We start from the raw sequence: 19,863 nt of genomic DNA on the forward strand, positions 1-19,863 counted from the left end.
CCAGATTTCCCCTTCACCAAACCACAACGAACAGAAAGTAATCGACAATGCGAAAGATTCTTGCGACAACTGCGATCGCAGCAGTGGCCTTGATGGCACTCTCTGGTTGCTCCACCCGCACGGAGACCGTTGGCGTAGACGGCCCTGCTGCCGGCTTCGCCCAGGACGCGGTCATCGGCGTCGCCCTCCCCTCGAAGACCTCTGAGAACTGGGTCCTCGCCGGCGGGCTCTTCGAAGACGGCCTCAAGGAGGCCGGCTACAAGGGCGACGTGCAGTATGCCGGCGCCTCGACCACGGTCAAGGACCAGCAGGACCAGATCTCGGCCATGGTCACCAACGGTGCCAAGGTCATCATCATCGGTGCCGCTGACGGTGGCCAGCTCGCCACCCAGGTGCAGTCGGCCCGCGACGCCGGCGCCATCGTGATCGCCTACGACCGCCTCATCCTGAACACCGAGGCCGTGGACTACTACGTCGCCTACGACAACTTCAATGTCGGCGAACTCCAGGGCCAGGCGCTCCTGGACGGACTGGCCACAAAGAAGCCGGAAGGCCCGTACAACATCGAGCTGTTCTCCGGTTCCTCGGATGACGCCAACTCCGCCGTCTTCTTCGGCGGCGCGATGAGCGTGCTGCAGCCGAAGATCGACGACGGAACCCTCGTCGTCGCCTCCGACCAGACCGACATCAAGCAGACGGCGACCGCCGGCTGGAAGGCTGAGAACGCTCAGAGCCGCATGGACGCGCTGCTTACCAGCACGTACGGCGACAAGACGCTCGATGGCGTTCTTTCCCCGAACGACACCCTCGCTCGTGCGATCATCACCTCGGTGAAGGCCGCCGGCAAGGACATCCCGATCGTCACCGGGCAGGACTCCGAGGTCGAGTCGGTCAAGTCGATCATGGCCGGCGAGCAGTACTCCACCATCAACAAGGACACCCGCGTGCTCGTTGACAAGGCCATCGAGATGGTCAACGTTCTCCAGAAGGGCGACACCCCCGAGGTCAACGACACCGAGTCCTACAACAACGGCAAGATCGTCGTCCCTGCCTACCTGCTGCCCCCGGTCATCGTGACCAAGGAAAACGCGGCCGAGGCATACGCGAACGACCCGAACCTCGCCCCGCTGACCGAGTAACAACCCGGCAGTACACCTGCATCACAGCATCTCGACACCAGGGCCGGCTCCTCACGGGGGCCGGCCCTCTCGCGTGTCCGGCTCGCTGCCGCCGCCCGCAGGGTGAGGTATGACCAAACTCCTCGACATCGTCAGCGCCCGCTTCGACGGGCTCGTCACCTATGCCGCGCTCCGGGAACGCGGCCTCAATTCACACTCCGTCGACGCCCTGATCCGCCGCGGTGAACTCGTGCGAACGCGCCGCAGCATCTACGTTTCGGGGGAGTTGCGGCGTTCCGCCGATCCCGATCAGCGCTACCGCCCGTTTGTGCTTTCGACGGTCGCGGCCGCGGGCCGGCCGCTCGTGCTGTCGCACGCGTCCGCGGCGAGCACGAGCTTTCTCGTAAGCGTCGTCATGATCGACCATGCCCTGCAGCTTCGACCGCTGGGATTTGGCGACCGCGTTCGCGGCGCGCCTCAGGGCGAGCGACACGCCGACAGGGTTTCCACAGGCTCGAGTTCTGCCCCTGCGCTGCCTGTGGATAACTTTGCCGCATTCCGCGTGATTCGGCTCGACTCGCATCCGTGGGGCTGTGCACAACCGGTGGAATGTCGGTGGATAACTACATACTTGTAACTACTGTATGTAGTGGCCATTTCCTTCGAGCATCACTAGATGTAGTATTGAAGTTCAACACACAGCACGCCTTGAACTTCAGATTTCACATGAAAACCGATTTTGAGCACTGATGTTTGAACCGATTTTGAATACTGATCCCTGAACGACGAGAAAGGCCCTCCATGGCAATCACGGTCTACACCAAGCCCTCCTGCGTGCAGTGCACTGCGACTTACCGCGCCCTGGACAACAAGGGCATCGAATACGAAATCCTCGACCTCTCGCTCGACGAGAACGCCCTGGAAGCCGTCAAGGCCCTGGGCTACCTGCAGGCTCCCGTCGTTATCACCGACGAGGACCACTGGTCGGGCTTCCGCCCCGACAAGATCAACGAACTCGCGCAGCGCCTCGCGTAGCACCGCGGCGCCAGGGGGTGGCGTCGCAACAGTCCGTAAAAAAGCGTCGTTTGGCGTGCCGACTTCTCAGCAACAGGAGGTGTTCCATGACCGATATCGTATATTTCTCCAGCACCTCGGGCAACACGCACCGCTTCATTGAGAAGTTGGGTCGCCCGGCCGCTCGCATCCCGATCTACGCGCGCGACAAGCCGCTCCAGGTCAGCGAACCTTACGTGCTGGTCGTGCCGACGTATGGCGGCGGCGACAGCAAGGGAGCGGTGCCCAAACAGGTCATCACGTTCCTGAACGACGAGCAGAACCGCTCGCTCATCCGCGGCGTCATCGGCGCGGGAAACACGAATTTCGGCACCGGCTACTGCCTCGCCGGGGACATCATCGCCCAGAAGTGCAAGGTGCCCCACATGTTTCGCTTCGAAGTATTTGGAACTCCGGATGATGTGCGCATCGTCCACGACGGATTGGAATCATTTTGGAAGCAACAGCCGTGAAGACTATGGCTCACCCGGCTCCCGGCCTGGCGATGGATTATCACTCCCTCAACGCCATGCTCAACCTGTACGGCCCGAACGGGGAAATCCAGTTCGAGAAGGACCGCGAGGCTGCGCGGGAGTTCTTCCTGCAGCACGTCAACCAGAACACGGTGTTCTTCCACACGTTGCGTGAACGCCTCGACTACCTGGTCGAGAAGGAATACTACGAGCAGGCCGTGCTCGACCAGTACTCGTTCGAGTTCATCACCGACCTCAACAAGCTGGCGTACTCGAAGAAATTCCGCTTCCAGACCTTTCTCGGCGCGTTCAAGTACTACACCTCGTACACGCTGAAGACGTTTGACGGAAAACGGTACCTCGAGCGTTTCGAAGACCGAGTCGTGATGACCGCGCTGGGCCTCGCTCAGGGTGACGAGCAGCTCGCGATCTCCCTCGTCGAGGAGATCATCGCGGGTCGTTTCCAACCCGCCACCCCCACCTTCCTGAACTCCGGCAAGGCGCAGCGCGGGGAGCTCGTCTCCTGCTTCCTGCTCCGTATCGAAGACAACATGGAGTCGATCTCCCGCGGCATCAACTCGTCGCTGCAGCTGTCGAAGCGGGGCGGCGGCGTCGCGTTGCTGCTCAGCAACATCCGTGAGTCCGGTGCACCGATCAAGCAGATCGAGAACCAGTCCAGCGGCATCATCCCGGTGATGAAGCTGCTCGAAGACTCCTTCAGCTACGCCAACCAGCTCGGTGCCCGTCAGGGTGCCGGCGCGGTCTACCTGCACGCGCACCACCCCGACATCATGCGCTTCCTCGACACCAAGCGTGAGAACGCCGACGAGAAGGTGCGCATCAAGACGCTGTCCCTCGGCGTGGTCGTGCCCGACATCACGTTCGAGCTGGCGAAGAAAGACGAGGACATGTACCTGTTCTCGCCCTACGACGTCGAGCGCGTCTACGGGGTGCCATTCGCCGACATCTCCGTCAGCGAGAAGTACCACGAGATGGTCGACGACCCGCGCATCAAGAAGTCCAAGATGAAAGCCCGCGACTTCTTCCAGACGCTCGCCGAGATCCAGTTCGAGTCCGGCTACCCGTACATCATGTTCGAGGACACCGTCAACGCGGCGAACCCGATCAAGGGTCGCGTCAACATGTCGAACCTCTGCTCGGAGATCCTCCAGGTCAACACCCCGACCACCTACAACGAGGACCTGTCGTACGACCAGATCGGCAAGGACATCTCCTGCAACCTCGGGTCGATGAACATCGCCCTGTCCATGGACTCGCCCGACTTCGGCAAGACCGTCGAGACCGCCATCCGCGGCCTCAGCTCGGTGTCGGAGCAGAGCCACATCTCCTCCGTGCGCTCGATCGAAGACGGCAACGACAAGTCGCACGCCATCGGCCTGGGCCAGATGAACCTGCACGGTTACCTCGCCCGGGAGCGTATCTACTACGGCAGCGAAGAGGGCATCGACTTCACCAACATCTACTTCTACACGGTGCTGTTCCACGCCCTCCTCGCCTCGAACAAGTTGGCCATCGAGCGCGGCAACGCGTTCGTCGGCTTCGAGGACTCCACCTACGCCTCCGGCACGTTCTTCGACAAGTACACCGACCAGATCTGGGAGCCGGCCACCGCGCGCGGCGCCGAGCTGTTCGCGCAGGCCGACGTGCACATTCCCACGCAGGCAGAGTGGGCCGAGCTCAAGGCATCCGTTGTGGAGCACGGCATCTACAACCAGAACCTGCAGGCCGTGCCGCCGACCGGGTCGATCTCCTACATCAACAACTCGACCGCATCGATCCACCCGATCGCGTCGAAGATCGAGATCCGCAAGGAAGGCAAGCTCGGCCGCGTCTACTACCCGGCGCCGTTCATGACGAACGACAACACCGGGTTCTACCAGGATGCCTACGAGATCGGCTACGAGAAGGTCATCGACACCTACGCCGCTGCCACGCAGCACGTCGACCAGGGCCTGTCGCTGACGCTGTTCTTCAAGGACACCGCCACCACCCGCGACATCAACCGCGCGCAGATCTACGCGTGGAAGAAGGGCATCAAGACCATCTACTACATCCGTCTGCGCCAGATGGCCCTCGAGGGCACCGAGGTCGAGGGTTGTGTTTCCTGCGCTCTCTGAGTGAGTTTGCCCCGAGCTCCCCGAACCCGAGCTCCCCGAACGCTGAATCGCCTGTGCAATGCCGACTAAGGAACAACCAATGATTGACAAGCTCAAGCTCGTCTCCCACGTTGACGCGATCAACTGGAACAAGATCGAAGACGAAAAAGACGTCGAGGTCTGGAACCGCCTCACGAACAACTTCTGGCTGCCGGAGAAGGTCCCGCTGTCGAACGACGTGCAGTCCTGGGCCACGCTCACCCCGGCGGAGCAGCAGCTCACCCTGCGCGTGTTCACGGGGCTGACCCTGCTCGACACGATCCAGGGCACTGTGGGCGCCGTGTCGCTGATTCCGGATGCGATCACGCCCCACGAAGAGGCCGTCTACACGAACATCGCGTTCATGGAGTCCGTGCACGCCAAGAGCTACTCCTCGATCTTCTCGACCCTCGCGTCGACGAAGGAGATCGACGAGGCGTTCCGTTGGTCGACGGAGAACGTCAACCTGCAGCGCAAGGCCGAGATCGTGATGAAGTACTACCAGGGCGACGACCCGCTCAAGCGCAAGGTCGCCTCGGTTCTGCTCGAGTCGTTCCTGTTCTACTCGGGCTTCTACCTGCCGATGTATTTCTCGAGCCGCGCCCGCCTCACCAACACGGCCGACCTCATCCGTTTGATCATCCGGGACGAAGCCGTACACGGTTACTACATCGGTTACAAGTTCCAGAAGGGGCTCGAGGCGTCGTCGCAGGAGCGCCGCGATGAGATCAAGGATTACACCTTCAATCTCATGTTCGAGCTTTACGAGAACGAGATCCAGTACACGCAGGACCTCTACGACGAGCACGGCCTGACCGAGGACGTCAAGAAATTCCTGCACTACAACGCCAACAAGGCGCTGATGAACCTCGGCTACGAGGCCATGTTCCCGAAGACCGTCACCGACGTGAACCCGGCCATCCTGGCCGCGCTCTCGCCGAACGCCGACGAGAACCACGACTTCTTCTCCGGGTCGGGCTCCTCCTACGTCATCGGCAAGGCCGTCAACACAGAAGACGCCGACTGGGACTTCTAGCCCCGGGTGTGTGACCGCACCACCGACATCGACCGTTCCGGTCGAGATCACCTGCTACGCCGGGCGAACTCGACCGGAACTGTCTGTTTCGACGGGGTGCGGGCCGGGCACCTACTCCGTGGCCGCCGGCGGCGCGGGGTCGTCGCCCCGGGACCAGGCGATCGCGACCAGCCGACGCAGAACACCGAGGTCGATGTCGTCGAGCTTCTTCACGTAGACGCACCCCGCCCCCTCCGTGTACGCGCCGAGCCGCGGGAGGAGCGCGGCGCCCCCGGGGAGGTCTTTGAGCCCGTAGATCGACAGTTGCGCCTTGCGCGGAGAGAACCCCGTCTTCGGCCAGTCTCCGCGGTTGCGCGGGTTCGCGGGCGACACGTAGCGGTAGCTGCCGTAGCCCACGATCGATGGACCCCACAGGACAGGGTCGGCGCCCGTCACCTCGCGGAAGAGCGCGGCGAGGGCCTTGCCGTCCGCGCGGCGGCGGGCGGGCGTCGCGGCATCCAGGAAGTCCTCGACGGAGGCATCCGTCGGCTGCGTCTTGATTTCGGCCATGGCGCCATTATGGCGCGGGCACCCCTGACCGGGCATGTGTGCCGAGGTTCTGACGCGTTTAGGGATTCAAACGGTCCTGGGACCATGCGTTTAGCTGTTTGAACGCCCCCGCCGTTCTCGAGGATCCGGCACAGACATACCTTCGTGGGAGGGATGGCCCACCCGAGGGTCTTCCCGCCGAGCGCAGGGGCAGCCACCATGAAACGAATATTGAAGCGAACGGGCATCGCAACAACGATCACCGCCATCACGGCGGTGAGCGTCCTGGCCTTCGGTGGGGTTGCCTACGCGGACATCATTCAGGACAGCATCGAGGGTTCGGCCAGTGTCACCCTCGTTGCGGGATCGGAAACGGCCGGAAGCGCCACGATGAGGCTCAACGCCAACGGCAAGAGTGACGGCGACATCGGATGCAACATCGATGCGGGGGAGAGCCCGCTGAAACTCACCGTGGTCGCACCCTCCGGCGTCACGGCCAGCCCCAACCCCGTGGTCATCACGAACTGCACCGACGATTTCCCGGTCAGTTTCACAGCGGGCACCGCTGCCCAGAGCGGTACCGTGACGGTCCTCATCCTGGCGCAGCCGGCCGGTGGCGGAGAATTCAAGAACCAGGTCGGTATCCCCATCATCATCACCCAGCCGGTTCCGACGAACACCGCGCCTTCGGTCTCGGTCAACGGGGTGAGCAACGGGGCCAGCTATGAAATCGGTACCGTGCCGACCGCCACCTGCCTGGTGGTCGACGCCGAAGACGTCAACCCCACGGCCGCCTCCGTGACCACCGGGGCGCTGCTGAATGGCCTCGGCACCCAGACCACGACCTGCGACTACACCGACGCCGGCGGGCTCAACGCCCCAACGGCGACGGTGACCTACACGCTCGTCGACACGGTCGACCCGACCATCGGGTACACGCTCAACCCGGTAGACCCCGACGGTACCAATGGCTGGTACACGACGGACTCGGGCGTCCTGGTCCACTTCGCGTGTGAAGACGTCGGAGGATCCGGCATCGCCACGTGCCCGGCCGACGTGATCCTGATGGACGGTGCGGACCATTCGGTGACGGGTACCGCGACCGATAATGCCGGTAATACCGCGTCCGTGACAGTGTCCGGGATCACCGTCGACACCGTCGACCCGACGATTTCGTACACGCTCGACCCGGCCGACGCGAACGCCAACGGCTGGTACACGAGCTTCGTCACAGTCGACTTCACCTGCACGGATGTCGGCGGGTCCGGCATCGCCGCCTGCCCGGCCGACATCACCCTGACCGACGGTGTGAACAACGTGACCGGCACCGCGACGGACAACGCCGGCAACACCGCTGACGCGACCGCAGCGGTGGTCAACATCGACACCGTCGACCCGACGATTTCGTACACGCTCGACCCGGCCGACGCGAACGCCAACGGCTGGTACACGAGCTTCGTCACAGTCGACTTCACCTGCACGGATGTCGGCGGTTCCGGCATCGCCGCCTGCCCGGCCGACATCACCCTGACCGACGGTGTGAACAACGTGACCGGCACCGCGACGGACAACGCCGGTAACACCGCTGACGCGACCGCAGCGGTGGTCAACATCGACACCGTCGACCCGACCATTTCGTACACTCTCAACCCGGTCGCCCCCGAGGGCAACGACGGCTGGTACACAACGGACGCGGGCGTCATCGTCCACTTCACGTGTGAGGACGTGGGAGGGTCCGGAATCGCCACGTGCCCGGGCGACACAACCCTGCACGACGGCGCGAACCGGTCGGTGACGGGTACCGTGACCGATAAGGCCGGCAACACGACGACCGTGACGACGACCGGGATCAACATCGACTCCGTCGACCCGACCATCTCGTCCACCCTCGACCCGGCCGCTCCCAACGCCGCCGGCTGGTACGCGGCGGACGTCGTCGTCGGCTTCACCTGCCGTGATGCGGGATCCGGCATCGCCACCTGTGCGGGCGACGTGACCCTGGTCGAGGGGGCGGGCCAGTCAGTGACGGGCGCCGCGACCGACCGGGCCGGCAACACCGCGACCGCGAGCGTGTCGGGGATCGACATCGACACGACCGCACCCACCGTTGCTCTCCTGGGCGGCCCCACCGGCAGTTACCAGTACGGAAGCAACCCGGCCGCGCCCAGCTGTTACGCGACCGACGCCCTGTCCGGAATTGCCTCCTGCGTCGTGACCGGCGGCGGCACCACAGTCGGGGAGCACTCGTACCTGGCGACCGCCACCGACACGGCCGGCAATACGAGCACGTCGAGGGTCGCGTACACGGTGCTGGCCTGGACCCTGAAGGGCTTCTACGCCCCGGTCGATATGGGAGCCAACGTCTGGAACACGGTGAAGGGCGGCAGCTCCGTCCCGCTGAAGTTCGAGATCTTCTCCGGTGCCGAACTCACCAGCGTCTCGGCCGTCAAGAGCTTCACCGCCACGGCCGTGACCTGCCCCGGTTCGTCCGCGGTGACGGATGCGATCGAACTCACCACCACGGGCGGCACGAGCCTGCGGTATGACTCGACGTCGGGGCAGTTCATCCAGAACTGGCAGACCCCCAAGAAGCCGGGTACCTGCGCCGTGGTCACCATGACCGCCCAGGACGGTTCCACGATCAGTGCCAACTTCATGCTGAAGTAGGCACCGAGCGCAAGCGGAACACGGAAGGCCCCGAGCGGAACTCGGGGCCTTCCGTCTTGCGCCCCCAGACGCGGGAATCGTGCCGGCCGCCGTGGCCCGCCAGGCTCTACGACCGAGGTGATCCCCGCTCACCGTGTTCGTCACGGAGCAGCTCGAAGGCGCTCTCGCGGTCCGTGAGGGCGAGCTTGCGGAGCACAGCCGAGACGTGCACCCGCACCGTCGTCGGCGACACGAACAACCGGGTGGCTACCGCCTTGGTGGAGTTTCCCTCCGCAAGCAACTCCATCACCTCCCACTCCCGCGCGCTGAGCTTGCTCGCGGCCACGGAGCGGCGCAGGAAGCGGCGCCGCGCGGGCGCCCGGAACTCGCCGAGCACCCGCAGCATGAGCTCCGGCGCCATGGCCGCCTCGCCCGCCAGAACGGCCCGCAGCGCACCCGGCAGGGCGCCGGGATCGGTATCCTTGAGCAGGTAGCCCGAGGCACCCGCGCGCAGGGAATCGAAGAGGTCGTCGTCGTCCTTCGACATCGTGAGCATCACGATGGGCGTCTCCGGCAGGCTCCGGCCGATCTCCTGGGCGGCGTGGATCCCATTCCCCGGCATGTTGATATCGAGCAGCACCACGTCGGGGCGGTGATCGAGGGCGAGCCGGATCGCATCCGCTGCGCTTGCTCCCTCGCCGCAGATTTCGCAGCCACCGGCCTCGAGGGCCTGGCGGATCAGCGATCGTATCGGGCATGGTCGTCGGCGATGACGACGCGGATGCCGGTGCCGTCTACCACTGGACCGTCACCACGCTTCCGCCCGCGGGTCGTGCCTCCACGTTGAACGTGCCCGGAAGCGCCCGCGCCCGAGCCTGCATGCTGACCAGGCCGTAACCGGTTGTGTCGGTGCCGGCCGGCACATCGAACCCCACCCCGTCGTCCGCAATCGCGAGGCGCCGACGGCCTCCGGCCTCGCTGAGCCGGATGTGCACCCCCGTGGCTTTGCCGTGGTGCACCGCGTTGGACACCGCCTCCCGGGTGATGCGCATCAGCGCGTGTTGCTGCTCCGAATCGACGGTGATGGCCTCATCGAGGTCGACCCGCAGGTCGATTCCGTACCTCGCGGCCAGTTCCGTGGCCGCCCGGTGAACGGTGAAACTCAGCGGCTCATCGCTCGTGCGTCCGAGCGCCTGCACGGCCGCCCGCGCCTCGTCGAGGGCGCGATCACAGGCGTTGACGATATGGATGCCGGATGCGACATCCACGGGAATGGCATGGCTTTCCGCGCGGATATAGGCGAGCTCCTGGATCACTCCGTCGTGCAGCTCGCGGGCGAGCCGCCGCCGATCATCGAGCACCGCCGCGGTGACCTGCGCCCGCCAGTAGGTGCGGATCTCCCGCGCCGCGCCGACCAGCAGCAGCAGGTAGCAGCCGGTGCGGAGAAGATCCCCGGTGTAGAGCCAGTCCGTGTACAGGGATGGGAAGAGCACGTAGTTCAGGCGGGCGAACGCCCCGAGCGCACAGGCCGGGCCGAGCCAGCGGAGCAGTTCGTCGTCCCGTTTGGCCGACTGTGACGCAAAGGCCACCGAGGCGATGAAGAAACTCACGGCCGCCGCGCCCTGGGCGAGGAGCAGCACGGGATGGCCCGTCAGGAGCGCGTTCTCCGCGGACACCGGGGCGGAACCCGGGTCGAACGCCACGGGGAGCCGGTCCCGGCCGGTCCAGAGGGCGAGGTAGACCGCGGCCACCAGGGGGAGGGGGGCCAGCGCCAGCAGCCGGCGCCGGAGCATCCGTTTCGCCGGTCGCGTGTGCGCCAGGGCGGCGGCCAGGATCAGCAGGGCGCCCACGACCCGGATGGCCAGCGGAAGCCAGATGTCGAGCGTTCCCGCGCGGATTCCGCCGAGCACCTCGGTCAGGTAGGTCAGGCCCAGGCCCGCCGCGGCCAGCAGCACGAGACCCTGGAAGAGCAGCAGATCCTGCAGCCGGCCGTGCCGCAGGAACCGACCGAACACGAGGGACGCCACCAGCAACGCCACGCAGGCGTCGACCGAGTCGAGAACGAGGTGAGCCGAGGGATTGCGGACCCCGAAGACCACGGCGGGGCTCCACAACAGGGCGCTGGTGACGGCCAGCCCGACGAGCCAGGCGGCGATGGTGAGTCGTGAGCGACCCGCCCACGCCCCGAGCGCGTACACCCGCCGGTCAGGCTCTGCGCCGCGGGAGTCGTCCTGCGGATGCCCGGCCGGGGACAGCGGCGGGGCAGCGAAAACCGCGGGGGAGCGAAAACTTCGGGGTCCTGTGGTGCCCATGAGAATCGCCTTGGGAACGCGTTGCCGGAGCTGTCGGGTCAGCCGCTCGGGTGAGGCGAGCCTAGCCGCGCCGCCTCCGGGCGGTCAGTCCCCGAGTGGGGGACAAGGCAGACGGATGCCCGAACGCGCACTGCGCATCCGGGCATCCGTTCTAATGCGGGTGCTAGTTTCCGGCGTGAATGTCCGCGTCGGCACCGGCCCCCGCGTCGGCACCGGCACCGGCGTCAGCCTCGGCAGCCACGTGTGCCTGGACCCGCTCGGCGATCTTCTGGACCACGCTGCCGTAGTCGCCGCTGAGGGCGGATTCTTCGAGCTTCTGCGCGGCGGCCTCCTGCTCGGCGGCGGGCGCGTTCTTCAGCTCGGCCAGGTCGGCCTGCAGGTCGGCCGGCAGCTTGTCGAGGAGCGCGGGGTTGTCCGCCAGCTTGAGGGCCAGTTTCGTCACCGAGGATCCGGCGTCCGCGGTCGGGTCGGTGTCCGCGGTGCCCGGCGCGGTGCCGAGGTCACTGCCCAGGGCGGCCTCCACGGCGGCGGCCAACGGGTGCTCCGGGTTGTCCCGCACGGCCTCGGCGATCTTCGTGATCTCCTCGCCGTAGCCGCCGGCCAGCGCGGTGGTGCGCACGGTGTCGACGGCGGCGGCCCGGTCGGTCGCCCCGGAGGCGTCCGTGAGCGCGGTCAGGTCATCCTGCAGGTTCGCCGGCAGGGTGTCGAACAGCTCGGCGTGCTCGGAGAGGGTGGTGGCCACCTTCTGGGCCTTCACATTGCCGCTCTGCCCGTGGGAAAGGTCTGCACGAAGTTCGGCCGAAAGCGACGCCAGGAACTCGCCGTTCGCCGTGGCGCCGGCATCCCCGCTCGTGCCGACACTCGAGCTGAAACTCGTTGTGGGCTCGGCGCTGAGAGGGGCGGCGGTGGCGGCCTGCGCGCCGACGCCGAGAAGGGCTCCGGCGGTCAGCACGGAGGCGGCGCCGAGGGCGACGCGCTTGGTGCGGGAGGTGTCGGCTGCCGGGGAGATCGTGTGCTTGTTCAAAGTGGATCCTTTCGATTGCGGCGGCCGGTCGGCGAAAAACCCGATCGACCGTTCGCAGTCATCGGAGGAGTTTAGGTACCGGGAGTGGGGGGCCGGTCCGTGCGGGCTGGGAATCGGGTTGGCTGCCCAGCCGTTCCGGTCGGGTGTGTCACCGGGCCCCGTCACCGTCCGGTGCGCGCACATTCGGGCCAGGAATGCCGCCTGACCAGGGGTTGAGAGTGCCAGGTCACGGGTGTTCGCCCGGCCGGGCGACCGGACCCGGCGGAGCCCCGGGACCTCGGGGCGATTACGCTCTGCGCGGAGAAACCGGCGGAGAAACCAGCGCGGAAACGCGAACCGTCGGGCACGCTCAGGGCGTCGGCAACAGCCCGTGCTTGCGGCAGGGCTGGCCGCCGACGAGGTTCAGGCACGAGTTGAACGCCGCGGGATAGCCCACGGCCTCCGACGCCCCGAACCACTGGTTGTAGAACCGCCAGAAGTTCAGGTTGCCGTGCGTCGAGCATCCGTCGCCGTCGGTGCCCGGGCGTGCCAGCGCGGCGGAATTGGGCTGGTACGGCGTGTAGTTGTAGAGGTTCGCGGTGGCCTGGTTCTCGATGGTGACGGAGGACACCCCGCAACTCACATCCGGATTGAAGCCCACGTGCACGGTTCCGATCTTGTAGGCGCGCTCGGGCTCCTGGGTGTACTGGCGGAACTGCCAGGCGGCACGGTAGACCTGGTTGAAGAAGCCGAAGTACGCCGTGTCGCAGTCGGCCGTGTCGGGGCAGCCGTAGCCGGTGGCGCGCAGATAACCGGATGCGCTCGGCCGGGTAAGCAGGGACTGCTCCTTCTGCAGCAGCACGAGCAGCACCTTCGGGCTGATGGAGCAGGCCGCGGACACCTTCGCGATGATGCGGGCGGCCGACTCGTTGCGGCCCCCGGGGTAGGCGGCGCAGTGCCCCTCGCCGTGGGCCGGCTGGGAGATCGTGTTCTCCTCGTAGTCAGCCAGGCACGGTGAGCCGTCGCGGGGGATGCAGGAGCGCTCCCCCAGGAACGACTGGATCTCGCCCTCGTTCAGGGAGTCGGCGTTGTAGAAGTTGTAGTCGCTGATGATCGCACCGGGGGCGAAACCGGTAGGCGCGGCTGCTTCGTCGGTGGTGTGCACCGACGCGGCCAGCGCCAGACCAGCGCCCAGCACGGCCAGAGTGACGACCATTGCCAGTGCGGTCTGTCGTCGACGCGGCGTGCCCAGGTACGTCATAGGGGAGACCTTACCGGGGCACTGCGGGAAGGGGCTGGGAGCAGGCGGCCGACACGCAGCAGCGCGCGCGTCGCGACCCGGGCCCCCGGAGTAGCTTGGGGTCATGCCTGACACACAGCCAGAACAGACTCCCGTTTCCAGCGACAGCATCGTCGTCGGACACGACGGATCGGGTCACGCCGATCACGCCGTGACCGTGGCGCTCGACCTCGCCGAGCAGCTGCACGCACCGGTCGTGCTGGTGCGCGCATGGTCCATCGACACGGCGCCGCGCCCGGCCAACTGGGAATTCGGCTATGTCGCGTCGATCGAGGACCATGCCGACGCGGTGCGCATTGAGCTCGGCGAGGCCGTGATGGCCGAGGTGGCCAAGCACCCCGACGTGAAGGTTACCTACCGGGCCGTCTACGCCAGTCCGTTGAAGTCCCTGATCGACGTGTCCCGAGGCGCACGGATGCTCGTGGTCGGCTCCCGCGGCCGCGGCGGCCTCAGCGGCATGCTGCTGGGTTCCGTGAGCGAACAGTGCGTGCGGCACGCCAAGTGCCCGGTGCTGGTCGTGCGCCCGAACACCTGAGCCGACCGCTGGCGGCGGTCGGCTCCAGTCAGCTCTGGTCGGCGTCGATCCGGTTGCCGACCGCGAACCAGGCGACCGCCCCGAAGACCGGCGCGCAGACGACGGCCAGCACCCAGCTCGCCCGCGCCGCCTGCCGCAGGTGGATGGCCCGGCTGATCTGTGTCAGGGCGGCGGCGATCAGCGCCGCGCTGCCCAGAACGGCGAGGCCGCCGAGTCCGAGTGCTGCCATCTGCACCATGCCTGCACTATCGATCATTACGACCTCCCCTGTTGAACCCCCTGAGACGCCCGCTTTCCCCTATCACAGCGTCCCGTGCCTAAACCATACCAAACGGTATCTTCTGTGGGGTCGATTGAGGCGGATTGAGGCAGATTGGGGCCGATTGAGGCAGAGACGATACAACGGATGCGCGGGGCCGTGTGCGACCCCGGTTCGGGCAGTCGCTACGCTGGAAGCCGGAATAATCGAGGAGTGGAATGGCGCAGCAACAACGGGCGATCGGAACGCGGGCCGCGATCATCCGGGGTGCGGCGGTCGCCTTCCGGGAGCACGGGTACGGCAGCACGACCCTGGCCGGACTGGAAGTCGCCGCCGGAGTGAGCAAGGGCGCACTTTATTTTCATTTCGCGTCCAAGCAGGCGCTCGCGCTCGCCGTGATCGAGGCGCAGCACGAGGCCTCGATCGGCTTGGGCCAGAGGCTGCTGGACGGCACGATGCCCGGGTTGCAAGCCCTCATCCTGATGACTTTTGAGCTGGCGGCGCAGGTGCGGGACGAGCCGGTGGTGAGTGCGGGCATCCGTCTCACCATGGAGGCCTCCAATTTCTCGGTGCCGGTGGTCGGTCCGTTCCATGACTGGATCGATGTCTGCGGGAAGGTGCTGCGACGCGCAATCGATGAAGGCGACGTTTCGGCCGATCTGAACGTAGAGGCCGCCGCGCACTTCATCAGCCCCGCCTTCACGGGCGTGCAGACCGTCTCCCAGGTGCTCACCGGGCGGGCGGACCTCTTCCAGCGAGTGGAGGAGATGTGGGCGCTGCTCCTGCCGGGCCTGCTGCCGGCCGGGCTTCCGGACGAGCGGCGGGCGAAGCTGACCGCCCTGCCGGCCCGTGTACGGGCGAGCTGCGCCGCGGGCCCGGGCGCTGCGGGCGGGGTAGCGGATCGGGCCTAGGACCCAGCCGAAGCGGTCGACCCTCCGGCGGACGCGCGCGCCCACCGGGAGCGCCACCACGCCCAGACCGTAGTCAGGATGCGCTTGAGGGCCACCGCGATGCGGTGCGCGGTGGGGAATTCCGTGCCCAGGATCGCGATGCCGAGGAAGACGACGAGCCAGCCGGGCCCCGGCAGGGGCACCAGAATGAGCCCGATGACGGCCACCGTGGAGCCGAGTACGCCGACCACAGTGCGGTAGAGCCAGCGCAGCCGCGGATGCTGGTCCACCCAGGCGCGGCTCCGGCGCAGGAAGCGCCGGATCGGGTGGGCGGAGCTGCGTCCTTCGTCGATTTCGCGCTGGAGGATGACGGTCATGCGATCAGGCTAAGCCGGGTCGCTGGGAACCGGCTGCGCGGGCATCCGTCGCCGCTGTCGCCGCCTCTGACCGGAGCGTGACTCCGGCCCCGGGGGTACTGTGTGCGGCATCTGGAGCAACATTCGGGTAACCACATCCGGGTGACTACATTCGGGTGACCACATTTGGGTGACTACATTCGGGCAACACGGAGGAGACGAATCATGGCTGCACTTGCAAAACGCGAGCGTTTCGAAATGCCGGAGCCGGTGCGGCGCTTTTTCGAGGGCGACTGGGACACTCCGGCCCTGCGGGTGGAGGAATTCCGCGACGGCGGCAGCCTGGTTGTGAGGGCGGAATTGCCCGGAATCGACCCGGAAAAGGATGTCGATGTGTCGGTCAGCGACGGCGTGCTGCACATCCAGGCCGAGCGGCAGGAAAAGACCGAGCACAAGGACAAGGACGGCTACCGGACCGAGTTCCGGTACGGCTCGTTCACGCGCGACATCGCGCTGCCCCGTGGAGTCAAGGAAGAGGATGTGACGGCGTCCTACCGGGACGGCGTGCTCGAGGTGCGCGTGCCGGTGCCCGAGGGTGCCGAGGAGCCGAAGAAGGTGCCGATCGCGCGAAGCTGAGCCGGTCGCGCGGCCACGCCCGCGCCCGTCACGCCCGCGCGCGCGCGACGAGAGTCGCCGATTGTGCCGAGAGTCCCCGTTGCACGGGCGATTCTCGGCACACGAGGCGACTCTCGACGATGCGGGGACCCTCCAGCCCCGAATGGGGGACGCAATGCGCCACTTCTCTTGACTATGGTCGCCTTAACCGGTTTAGTTGGCAGTACCAAACCGGTTCAGGCCGAACCAGGAGAGAAGAAATGACGTACAACGCTGTTCGCTCACAGTCCCCCCGCCCGCGATATCTGAAAGCCGTGGCCCTCACCGCCGCGGTCTCGCTGCTCCTGCTCGGAGCCGGCACCGCCGCGGCCGCCGCGGCACCGCCATCCGGCGCATCCGGCGCATCCGGTGCACCGGCCGGAGTCGTCGCCACCCGGCCCGCCGCCGCGGCGTCCGCGCCGCTGACCAACCTGTCCCACCTCACGTTCCTGCTCGACACCGTGCCGCTGGCCACGGTGGAGGGGCACACCACCTACGAAATCGACGCGCAGCCCACCGCCCAGGCGCCGTGGACCTACGCCGATAAGCAGGCCGACGGCAGTTACGGCAGGGTCGGCGGCGGGTCGCTCGACCCCTCGACCGGGCACTGGAGCCAGGGCGCGTACAACGCCGACGACATCGCCCGCACCGCGGTCGTCTACCTGCGCCACTGGCAGCAGACCGGTGACGAGACCAGCCGCGAGCACGCCGTGCAGACGCTGCGCTCCCTCACCTACCTGCAGACCACGACCGGTCCGAACGCCGGAAACGTCGTGCTCTGGCAGCAGCCCGACGGCACCCTCACCCCCAGCGCCAGCCCGGTGGAACTGCCCGACCCGAGCGACTCGGCCGAGTCCTACTGGGTGGCCCGCACCGTCTGGGCCCTCGGCGAGGGCTTCGCCGCGTTCCAGGATGCCGACCCCGAGTTCGCCGCGTTCCTGCAGGACCGCCTGCACCTGTCGCTCGACTCCCTCGAGCGCCAGTCGCTCGGCAAGTACGGCACCTTCGATGTGGCCGACGGCGTCAACGTGCCGGCCTGGCTCGTCGCGGGCGGGGCGGATGCCTCGGCCGAGGCCGCGCTCGGCCTCACCGCCTACGTCACGGCCGTTCCGGACGACGTCGCCGCACGCACCGCGCTGACCCGGCTCACCGAGGGGGTCGCCGGGATGTCCTCCGGCTCCGCCACCGAGTGGCCGTTCGGCGCGATCATGCCGTGGAACAAGTCGCAGACCCTGTGGCACGCCTGGGGCGGACTGGCCCCGGCCGCCGTCGCCACCGCGTCCACGGTGCTCGGACGCTCCGACCTGCTCGGCGCCGCCGTCAAGGACGCCGCCCAGTTCACCCCGCAGCTGCTGGCCGCCGGCGGACCGGACAACGCCTGGAGCCCCACCCCCGGTGAGGCCCAGATCGCCTACGGCGTCGACTCCCGCGTGCAGGGCCTGGTCGCCACCGCACAGGCCGCGAACGCCCCCGGGCTGCTCGACCTCGCCGCCGTGACCGCCGCCTGGTTCTTCGGCGCCAACCCGAACGGCGCCCCGGCCTACAACCCGGCCACCGGCACCGCGATCGACGGCATCGAGCAGGACGGCCGGATCAACCCCAACTCCGGCGCGGAATCCACCATCCACGCCCTGATGACCATGCTCACCCTGGACGCCAATCCGACGCTGAAGGCCCAGGCCCTCGGCATCGACGAGACCGTCTCCACCGTGGGGCTGAGCGTCGTCGAGGCCGAGGCCGGCACCATCACGGGCAGCGGATCCGTGGTCACGCCGCCGTCGTCCTGGACCGGCGAGGCCAACCTCTCCGGCGGTGCCTATGTAGCGCTGGGTACGGGCGACTCGCTGAGCATCCCGGTTCCCGCCACCGACCAGGCTCGCAACGTGTTCCCAATCGTGAACCAGGGCGAGGCCGACTCCGGGTCGACGGCCTGGTCGTCCGCGACGTCGACGCTGGGCAGCACGAGCAACGGCGGCGCGGGCGCGCAGGGCATCACGGATGCCCCGGGACGCCTGTTCCCGCTCACGCTCGAGCTGGCTCTGCCGGGGGCAGACACCGCGGTCGTCGGCATGGCCGGCGGGGCGGCATACGTTGACGCGCTGCTGATTCAGCCGCTGATCTCGACGATCACGGTGACCGGGTCGGCGGGGGAGTCCACGGTGTACGTCAGCGCGGCGACCGAGACCAGCGTGCGCACGGTCGGCGTGCCACGTGGCTACCGGCTGGCGCAGGAGGCGTTCGATGCGACCGGCCAGCTCGTCGCATCCGTCGACAAGAAGGCGCCGAAGAAGGCGACCGTGACGGTCGTCGCCGGCGGGTTCACGGTGGCGAAGCTGGTGCGCAAGTAGGGCCGGCGCCCTCGGGCCTGCCCGCGCGCGCCCGCGTCCGGTGGCGGTGGGGTGGCAGGGGCAGGGGCAGGGGCTAGGGGAGCGGCAGTGGCTCGGGGTCGACACCGAGGGTCGTGAGCATGGCCTCGACCTGATGCCGGATCTGGTCGCGGATGCGACGCACCTCTGGGGTCGGCTGACCGGCCGGGTCGGCCAGCTCCCAGTCCTGGTAGAGCTTGCCCGGATAGACCGGGCAGGCGTCGCCGCAGCCCATGGTGACGACGACGTCGGCGGCCTGCACGACGTCATCCGTCAGCGGTTTCGGGAACTCCTCGTCCAGGTTGAGGCCGAGTTCGGTCATCACCGCCATCACCGTGGGGTTCAGTTCCTTGGCCGGCGCTGAACCGGCCGAACGCACGTGCACCCGACCGCCAGACAGGGCTTGGGTCAGCACCGCCGCCATCTGGGACCGCCCCGCGTTCTGCTCGCAGACGAACAGGACCTCGGGGACGTCCTTCGCGATCGCGCCCTTTGCCTGGGCCAGAGCGGTCAGGCGGTCGGTGGCGTAGCGCCCCGTGTTGGTCACGAGGAACGCCGTGACCGTCGACGTGCGCAGGAGCGACGTGTACGACTCGAGCACGTACCGTTCGATCGTCTCGGCGCCGAACACGCCCGAGAACCGGTCGGTGAGGTGCGCGGCCAGCCGTCGCAACGACTCCTCGGGGAAGGCCAGTCCGGGCAGTGACCGACGCGCGCTCAGATCGCTCATGGCGGGTCGGACCTAGACCTGGGCGGGGAGGATTTCGGCGAGCAGGCCCTGGATGCGGGCCTTGATCTCGTCGCGGATCGGACGCACGGACTCGATGCCCTGGCCGGCCGGGTCGGCGAGTTCCCAGTCCTCGTAGCGCTTGCCGGGGAAGATCGGGCAGGTGTCGCCGCAGCCCATGGTGATGACGACGTCCGACTCCTTCACGGCCTCGGTGGTGAGGATCTTCGGCACATTGTTGGCGATGTCGATGCCTTCCTCGGCCATGGCCTCGATCGCGACGGGGTTGATCTGGTCCTTGGGCGCGGAGCCGGCAGAGAGCACCTCGACACGGCCCTCGGACAGGGCGGTCATGTAGCCGGCGGCCATCTGAGAGCGGCCCGCGTTGTGCACACAGACGAAGAGAACGGTGGGCTTAGCGGTCATGATCGGTGGTTCCTTCTTGATTTTC

Annotated in this window: 20 protein-coding genes; 11 read left to right on the top strand and 9 right to left on the bottom strand. The window is 67.1% G+C overall.

What is annotated here, in order from left to right:
• Positions 1-47: 47 nt before the first annotated feature.
• The 6 genes from CXY82_RS07750 (at position 48) to nrdF (ending at position 5,836) form a co-directional block, all read left to right on the top strand.
• The gene (locus tag CXY82_RS07750) at positions 48-1,139 is read left to right on the top strand and encodes a sugar-binding protein (RefSeq protein ID WP_104170407.1); all 1,092 of its coding nucleotides are present in this window, start codon (positions 48-50) and stop codon (positions 1,137-1,139) included.
• Positions 1,140-1,248: 109 nt separating this feature from the next.
• The gene (locus CXY82_RS07755; protein ID WP_104170408.1) at positions 1,249-1,755 is read left to right on the top strand and encodes a type IV toxin-antitoxin system AbiEi family antitoxin domain-containing protein; all 507 of its coding nucleotides are present in this window, start codon (positions 1,249-1,251) and stop codon (positions 1,753-1,755) included.
• A 164-nt stretch (positions 1,756-1,919) separates the two neighbouring features.
• Positions 1,920-2,153 (top strand): glutaredoxin-like protein NrdH, encoded by a 234-nt coding sequence (nrdH, locus tag CXY82_RS07760; RefSeq protein ID WP_104099275.1) that lies wholly within the window; start codon positions 1,920-1,922, stop codon positions 2,151-2,153.
• An 86-nt stretch (positions 2,154-2,239) separates the two neighbouring features.
• Positions 2,240-2,644, top strand: a complete 405-nt coding sequence (gene nrdI / locus CXY82_RS07765; protein WP_104170409.1) for a class Ib ribonucleoside-diphosphate reductase assembly flavoprotein NrdI — start codon at positions 2,240-2,242, stop codon at positions 2,642-2,644.
• Between the two features lie 5 nt (positions 2,645-2,649).
• On the top strand, positions 2,650-4,782 hold the full coding sequence (nrdE, locus tag CXY82_RS07770; protein ID WP_104170410.1) for a class 1b ribonucleoside-diphosphate reductase subunit alpha: 2,133 nt from the start codon (positions 2,650-2,652) through the stop codon (positions 4,780-4,782).
• A 79-nt stretch (positions 4,783-4,861) separates the two neighbouring features.
• A complete protein-coding gene (gene nrdF / locus CXY82_RS07775; protein WP_104099273.1) occupies positions 4,862-5,836 on the top strand; it encodes a class 1b ribonucleoside-diphosphate reductase subunit beta in 975 nt (324 codons plus the stop codon).
• A 111-nt stretch (positions 5,837-5,947) separates the two neighbouring features.
• On the opposite strand, the gene CXY82_RS07780 is transcribed toward nrdF, so the two are convergent.
• Positions 5,948-6,385, bottom strand: coding sequence for a DUF1801 domain-containing protein (locus CXY82_RS07780; protein ID WP_104170411.1), 438 nt, complete (start codon positions 6,383-6,385; stop codon positions 5,948-5,950).
• Positions 6,386-6,583: 198 nt separating this feature from the next.
• Between CXY82_RS07780 and CXY82_RS07785 the strand changes: the two genes are divergently transcribed.
• Positions 6,584-9,031, top strand: coding sequence for a PxKF domain-containing protein (locus CXY82_RS07785; RefSeq protein ID WP_146069071.1), 2,448 nt, complete (start codon positions 6,584-6,586; stop codon positions 9,029-9,031).
• Positions 9,032-9,137: 106 nt separating this feature from the next.
• Here CXY82_RS07785 and CXY82_RS07790 read toward each other — a convergent pair whose 3' ends face one another.
• The 4 genes from CXY82_RS07790 to CXY82_RS07805 form a co-directional block, all read right to left on the bottom strand.
• Positions 9,138-9,761, bottom strand: a complete 624-nt coding sequence (locus tag CXY82_RS07790; RefSeq protein WP_370443688.1) for a response regulator — start codon at positions 9,759-9,761, stop codon at positions 9,138-9,140.
• A 43-nt stretch (positions 9,762-9,804) separates the two neighbouring features.
• Positions 9,805-11,322 carry an ATP-binding protein gene (locus CXY82_RS07795; protein WP_104170413.1) on the bottom strand — a complete coding sequence of 506 codons (1,518 nt, stop codon included), beginning with the start codon at positions 11,320-11,322 and terminating at the stop codon, positions 9,805-9,807.
• A 163-nt stretch (positions 11,323-11,485) separates the two neighbouring features.
• Positions 11,486-12,346, bottom strand: a complete 861-nt coding sequence (locus CXY82_RS07800) for a hypothetical protein (RefSeq protein ID WP_104170414.1) — start codon at positions 12,344-12,346, stop codon at positions 11,486-11,488.
• Between the two features lie 349 nt (positions 12,347-12,695).
• Positions 12,696-13,586, bottom strand: coding sequence for a hypothetical protein (locus tag CXY82_RS07805; RefSeq protein WP_146069072.1), 891 nt, complete (start codon positions 13,584-13,586; stop codon positions 12,696-12,698).
• 103 nt (positions 13,587-13,689) lie between these two features.
• Between CXY82_RS07805 and CXY82_RS07810 the strand changes: the two genes are divergently transcribed.
• Positions 13,690-14,160 (top strand): universal stress protein, encoded by a 471-nt coding sequence (locus CXY82_RS07810; RefSeq protein WP_104170416.1) that lies wholly within the window; start codon positions 13,690-13,692, stop codon positions 14,158-14,160.
• 28 nt (positions 14,161-14,188) lie between these two features.
• Here CXY82_RS07810 and CXY82_RS07815 read toward each other — a convergent pair whose 3' ends face one another.
• Complete coding sequence (locus CXY82_RS07815) at positions 14,189-14,416, bottom strand: PLDc N-terminal domain-containing protein (protein ID WP_104099265.1); 228 nt, start codon at positions 14,414-14,416, stop codon at positions 14,189-14,191.
• Positions 14,417-14,637: 221 nt separating this feature from the next.
• Between CXY82_RS07815 and CXY82_RS07820 the strand changes: the two genes are divergently transcribed.
• Positions 14,638-15,330: a ScbR family autoregulator-binding transcription factor gene (locus tag CXY82_RS07820; protein WP_104170417.1), complete on the top strand. Its 693-nt coding sequence runs from the start codon at positions 14,638-14,640 to the stop codon at positions 15,328-15,330.
• Here the strand turns inward: CXY82_RS07820 and CXY82_RS07825 are convergent.
• A complete protein-coding gene (locus CXY82_RS07825; RefSeq protein WP_104170418.1) occupies positions 15,327-15,686 on the bottom strand; it encodes a TIGR02611 family protein in 360 nt (119 codons plus the stop codon). The two genes, CXY82_RS07820 and CXY82_RS07825, sit on opposite strands and share 4 nt — an antisense overlap.
• Before the next feature lie 204 nt (positions 15,687-15,890).
• Here CXY82_RS07825 and CXY82_RS07830 point away from each other — a divergent pair, with 204 nt between their 5' ends.
• Positions 15,891-16,301 carry an Hsp20/alpha crystallin family protein gene (locus tag CXY82_RS07830; RefSeq protein ID WP_104170419.1) on the top strand — a complete coding sequence of 137 codons (411 nt, stop codon included), beginning with the start codon at positions 15,891-15,893 and terminating at the stop codon, positions 16,299-16,301.
• Positions 16,302-16,540: 239 nt separating this feature from the next.
• Positions 16,541-18,667 (top strand): hypothetical protein, encoded by a 2,127-nt coding sequence (locus CXY82_RS07835; protein ID WP_146069073.1) that lies wholly within the window; start codon positions 16,541-16,543, stop codon positions 18,665-18,667.
• A 73-nt stretch (positions 18,668-18,740) separates the two neighbouring features.
• On the opposite strand, the gene CXY82_RS07840 is transcribed toward CXY82_RS07835, so the two are convergent.
• Positions 18,741-19,415 (bottom strand): three-helix bundle dimerization domain-containing protein, encoded by a 675-nt coding sequence (locus tag CXY82_RS07840; RefSeq protein ID WP_104170421.1) that lies wholly within the window; start codon positions 19,413-19,415, stop codon positions 18,741-18,743.
• A 12-nt stretch (positions 19,416-19,427) separates the two neighbouring features.
• Positions 19,428-19,838 (bottom strand): arsenate reductase ArsC, encoded by a 411-nt coding sequence (locus tag CXY82_RS07845; protein ID WP_104170422.1) that lies wholly within the window; start codon positions 19,836-19,838, stop codon positions 19,428-19,430.
• Between the last annotated feature and the right edge of the window lie 25 nt (positions 19,839-19,863).

This window comes from Cryobacterium sp. M23 (genome assembly GCF_002929655.1).
GTDB lineage: Bacteria > Actinomycetota > Actinomycetes > Actinomycetales > Microbacteriaceae > Cryobacterium > Cryobacterium sandaracinum.

What these genes read in the sequence shown, in the direction of transcription:
- CXY82_RS07750 (WP_104170407.1), top strand. Translation starts at nt 48, where the DNA reads ATGCGAAAGATTCTTGCGACAACTGCGATCGCAGCAGTGGCCTTGATG.
- CXY82_RS07755 (WP_104170408.1), top strand. Translation starts at nt 1,249, where the DNA reads ATGACCAAACTCCTCGACATCGTCAGCGCCCGCTTCGACGGGCTCGTC.
- nrdH (WP_104099275.1), top strand. Translation starts at nt 1,920, where the DNA reads ATGGCAATCACGGTCTACACCAAGCCCTCCTGCGTGCAGTGCACTGCG.
- nrdI (WP_104170409.1), top strand. Translation starts at nt 2,240, where the DNA reads ATGACCGATATCGTATATTTCTCCAGCACCTCGGGCAACACGCACCGC.
- nrdE (WP_104170410.1), top strand. Translation starts at nt 2,650, where the DNA reads ATGGCTCACCCGGCTCCCGGCCTGGCGATGGATTATCACTCCCTCAAC.
- nrdF (WP_104099273.1), top strand. Translation starts at nt 4,862, where the DNA reads ATGATTGACAAGCTCAAGCTCGTCTCCCACGTTGACGCGATCAACTGG.
- CXY82_RS07780 (WP_104170411.1), bottom strand. Translation starts at nt 6,385, where the DNA reads ATGGCCGAAATCAAGACGCAGCCGACGGATGCCTCCGTCGAGGACTTC.
- CXY82_RS07785 (WP_146069071.1), top strand. Translation starts at nt 6,584, where the DNA reads ATGAAACGAATATTGAAGCGAACGGGCATCGCAACAACGATCACCGCC.
- CXY82_RS07795 (WP_104170413.1), bottom strand. Translation starts at nt 11,322, where the DNA reads ATGGGCACCACAGGACCCCGAAGTTTTCGCTCCCCCGCGGTTTTCGCT.
- CXY82_RS07805 (WP_146069072.1), bottom strand. Translation starts at nt 13,586, where the DNA reads ATGACGTACCTGGGCACGCCGCGTCGACGACAGACCGCACTGGCAATG.
- CXY82_RS07810 (WP_104170416.1), top strand. Translation starts at nt 13,690, where the DNA reads ATGCCTGACACACAGCCAGAACAGACTCCCGTTTCCAGCGACAGCATC.
- CXY82_RS07815 (WP_104099265.1), bottom strand. Translation starts at nt 14,416, where the DNA reads ATGATCGATAGTGCAGGCATGGTGCAGATGGCAGCACTCGGACTCGGC.
- CXY82_RS07820 (WP_104170417.1), top strand. Translation starts at nt 14,638, where the DNA reads ATGGCGCAGCAACAACGGGCGATCGGAACGCGGGCCGCGATCATCCGG.
- CXY82_RS07825 (WP_104170418.1), bottom strand. Translation starts at nt 15,686, where the DNA reads ATGACCGTCATCCTCCAGCGCGAAATCGACGAAGGACGCAGCTCCGCC.
- CXY82_RS07830 (WP_104170419.1), top strand. Translation starts at nt 15,891, where the DNA reads ATGGCTGCACTTGCAAAACGCGAGCGTTTCGAAATGCCGGAGCCGGTG.
- CXY82_RS07835 (WP_146069073.1), top strand. Translation starts at nt 16,541, where the DNA reads ATGACGTACAACGCTGTTCGCTCACAGTCCCCCCGCCCGCGATATCTG.
- CXY82_RS07840 (WP_104170421.1), bottom strand. Translation starts at nt 19,415, where the DNA reads ATGAGCGATCTGAGCGCGCGTCGGTCACTGCCCGGACTGGCCTTCCCC.
- CXY82_RS07845 (WP_104170422.1), bottom strand. Translation starts at nt 19,838, where the DNA reads ATGACCGCTAAGCCCACCGTTCTCTTCGTCTGTGTGCACAACGCGGGC.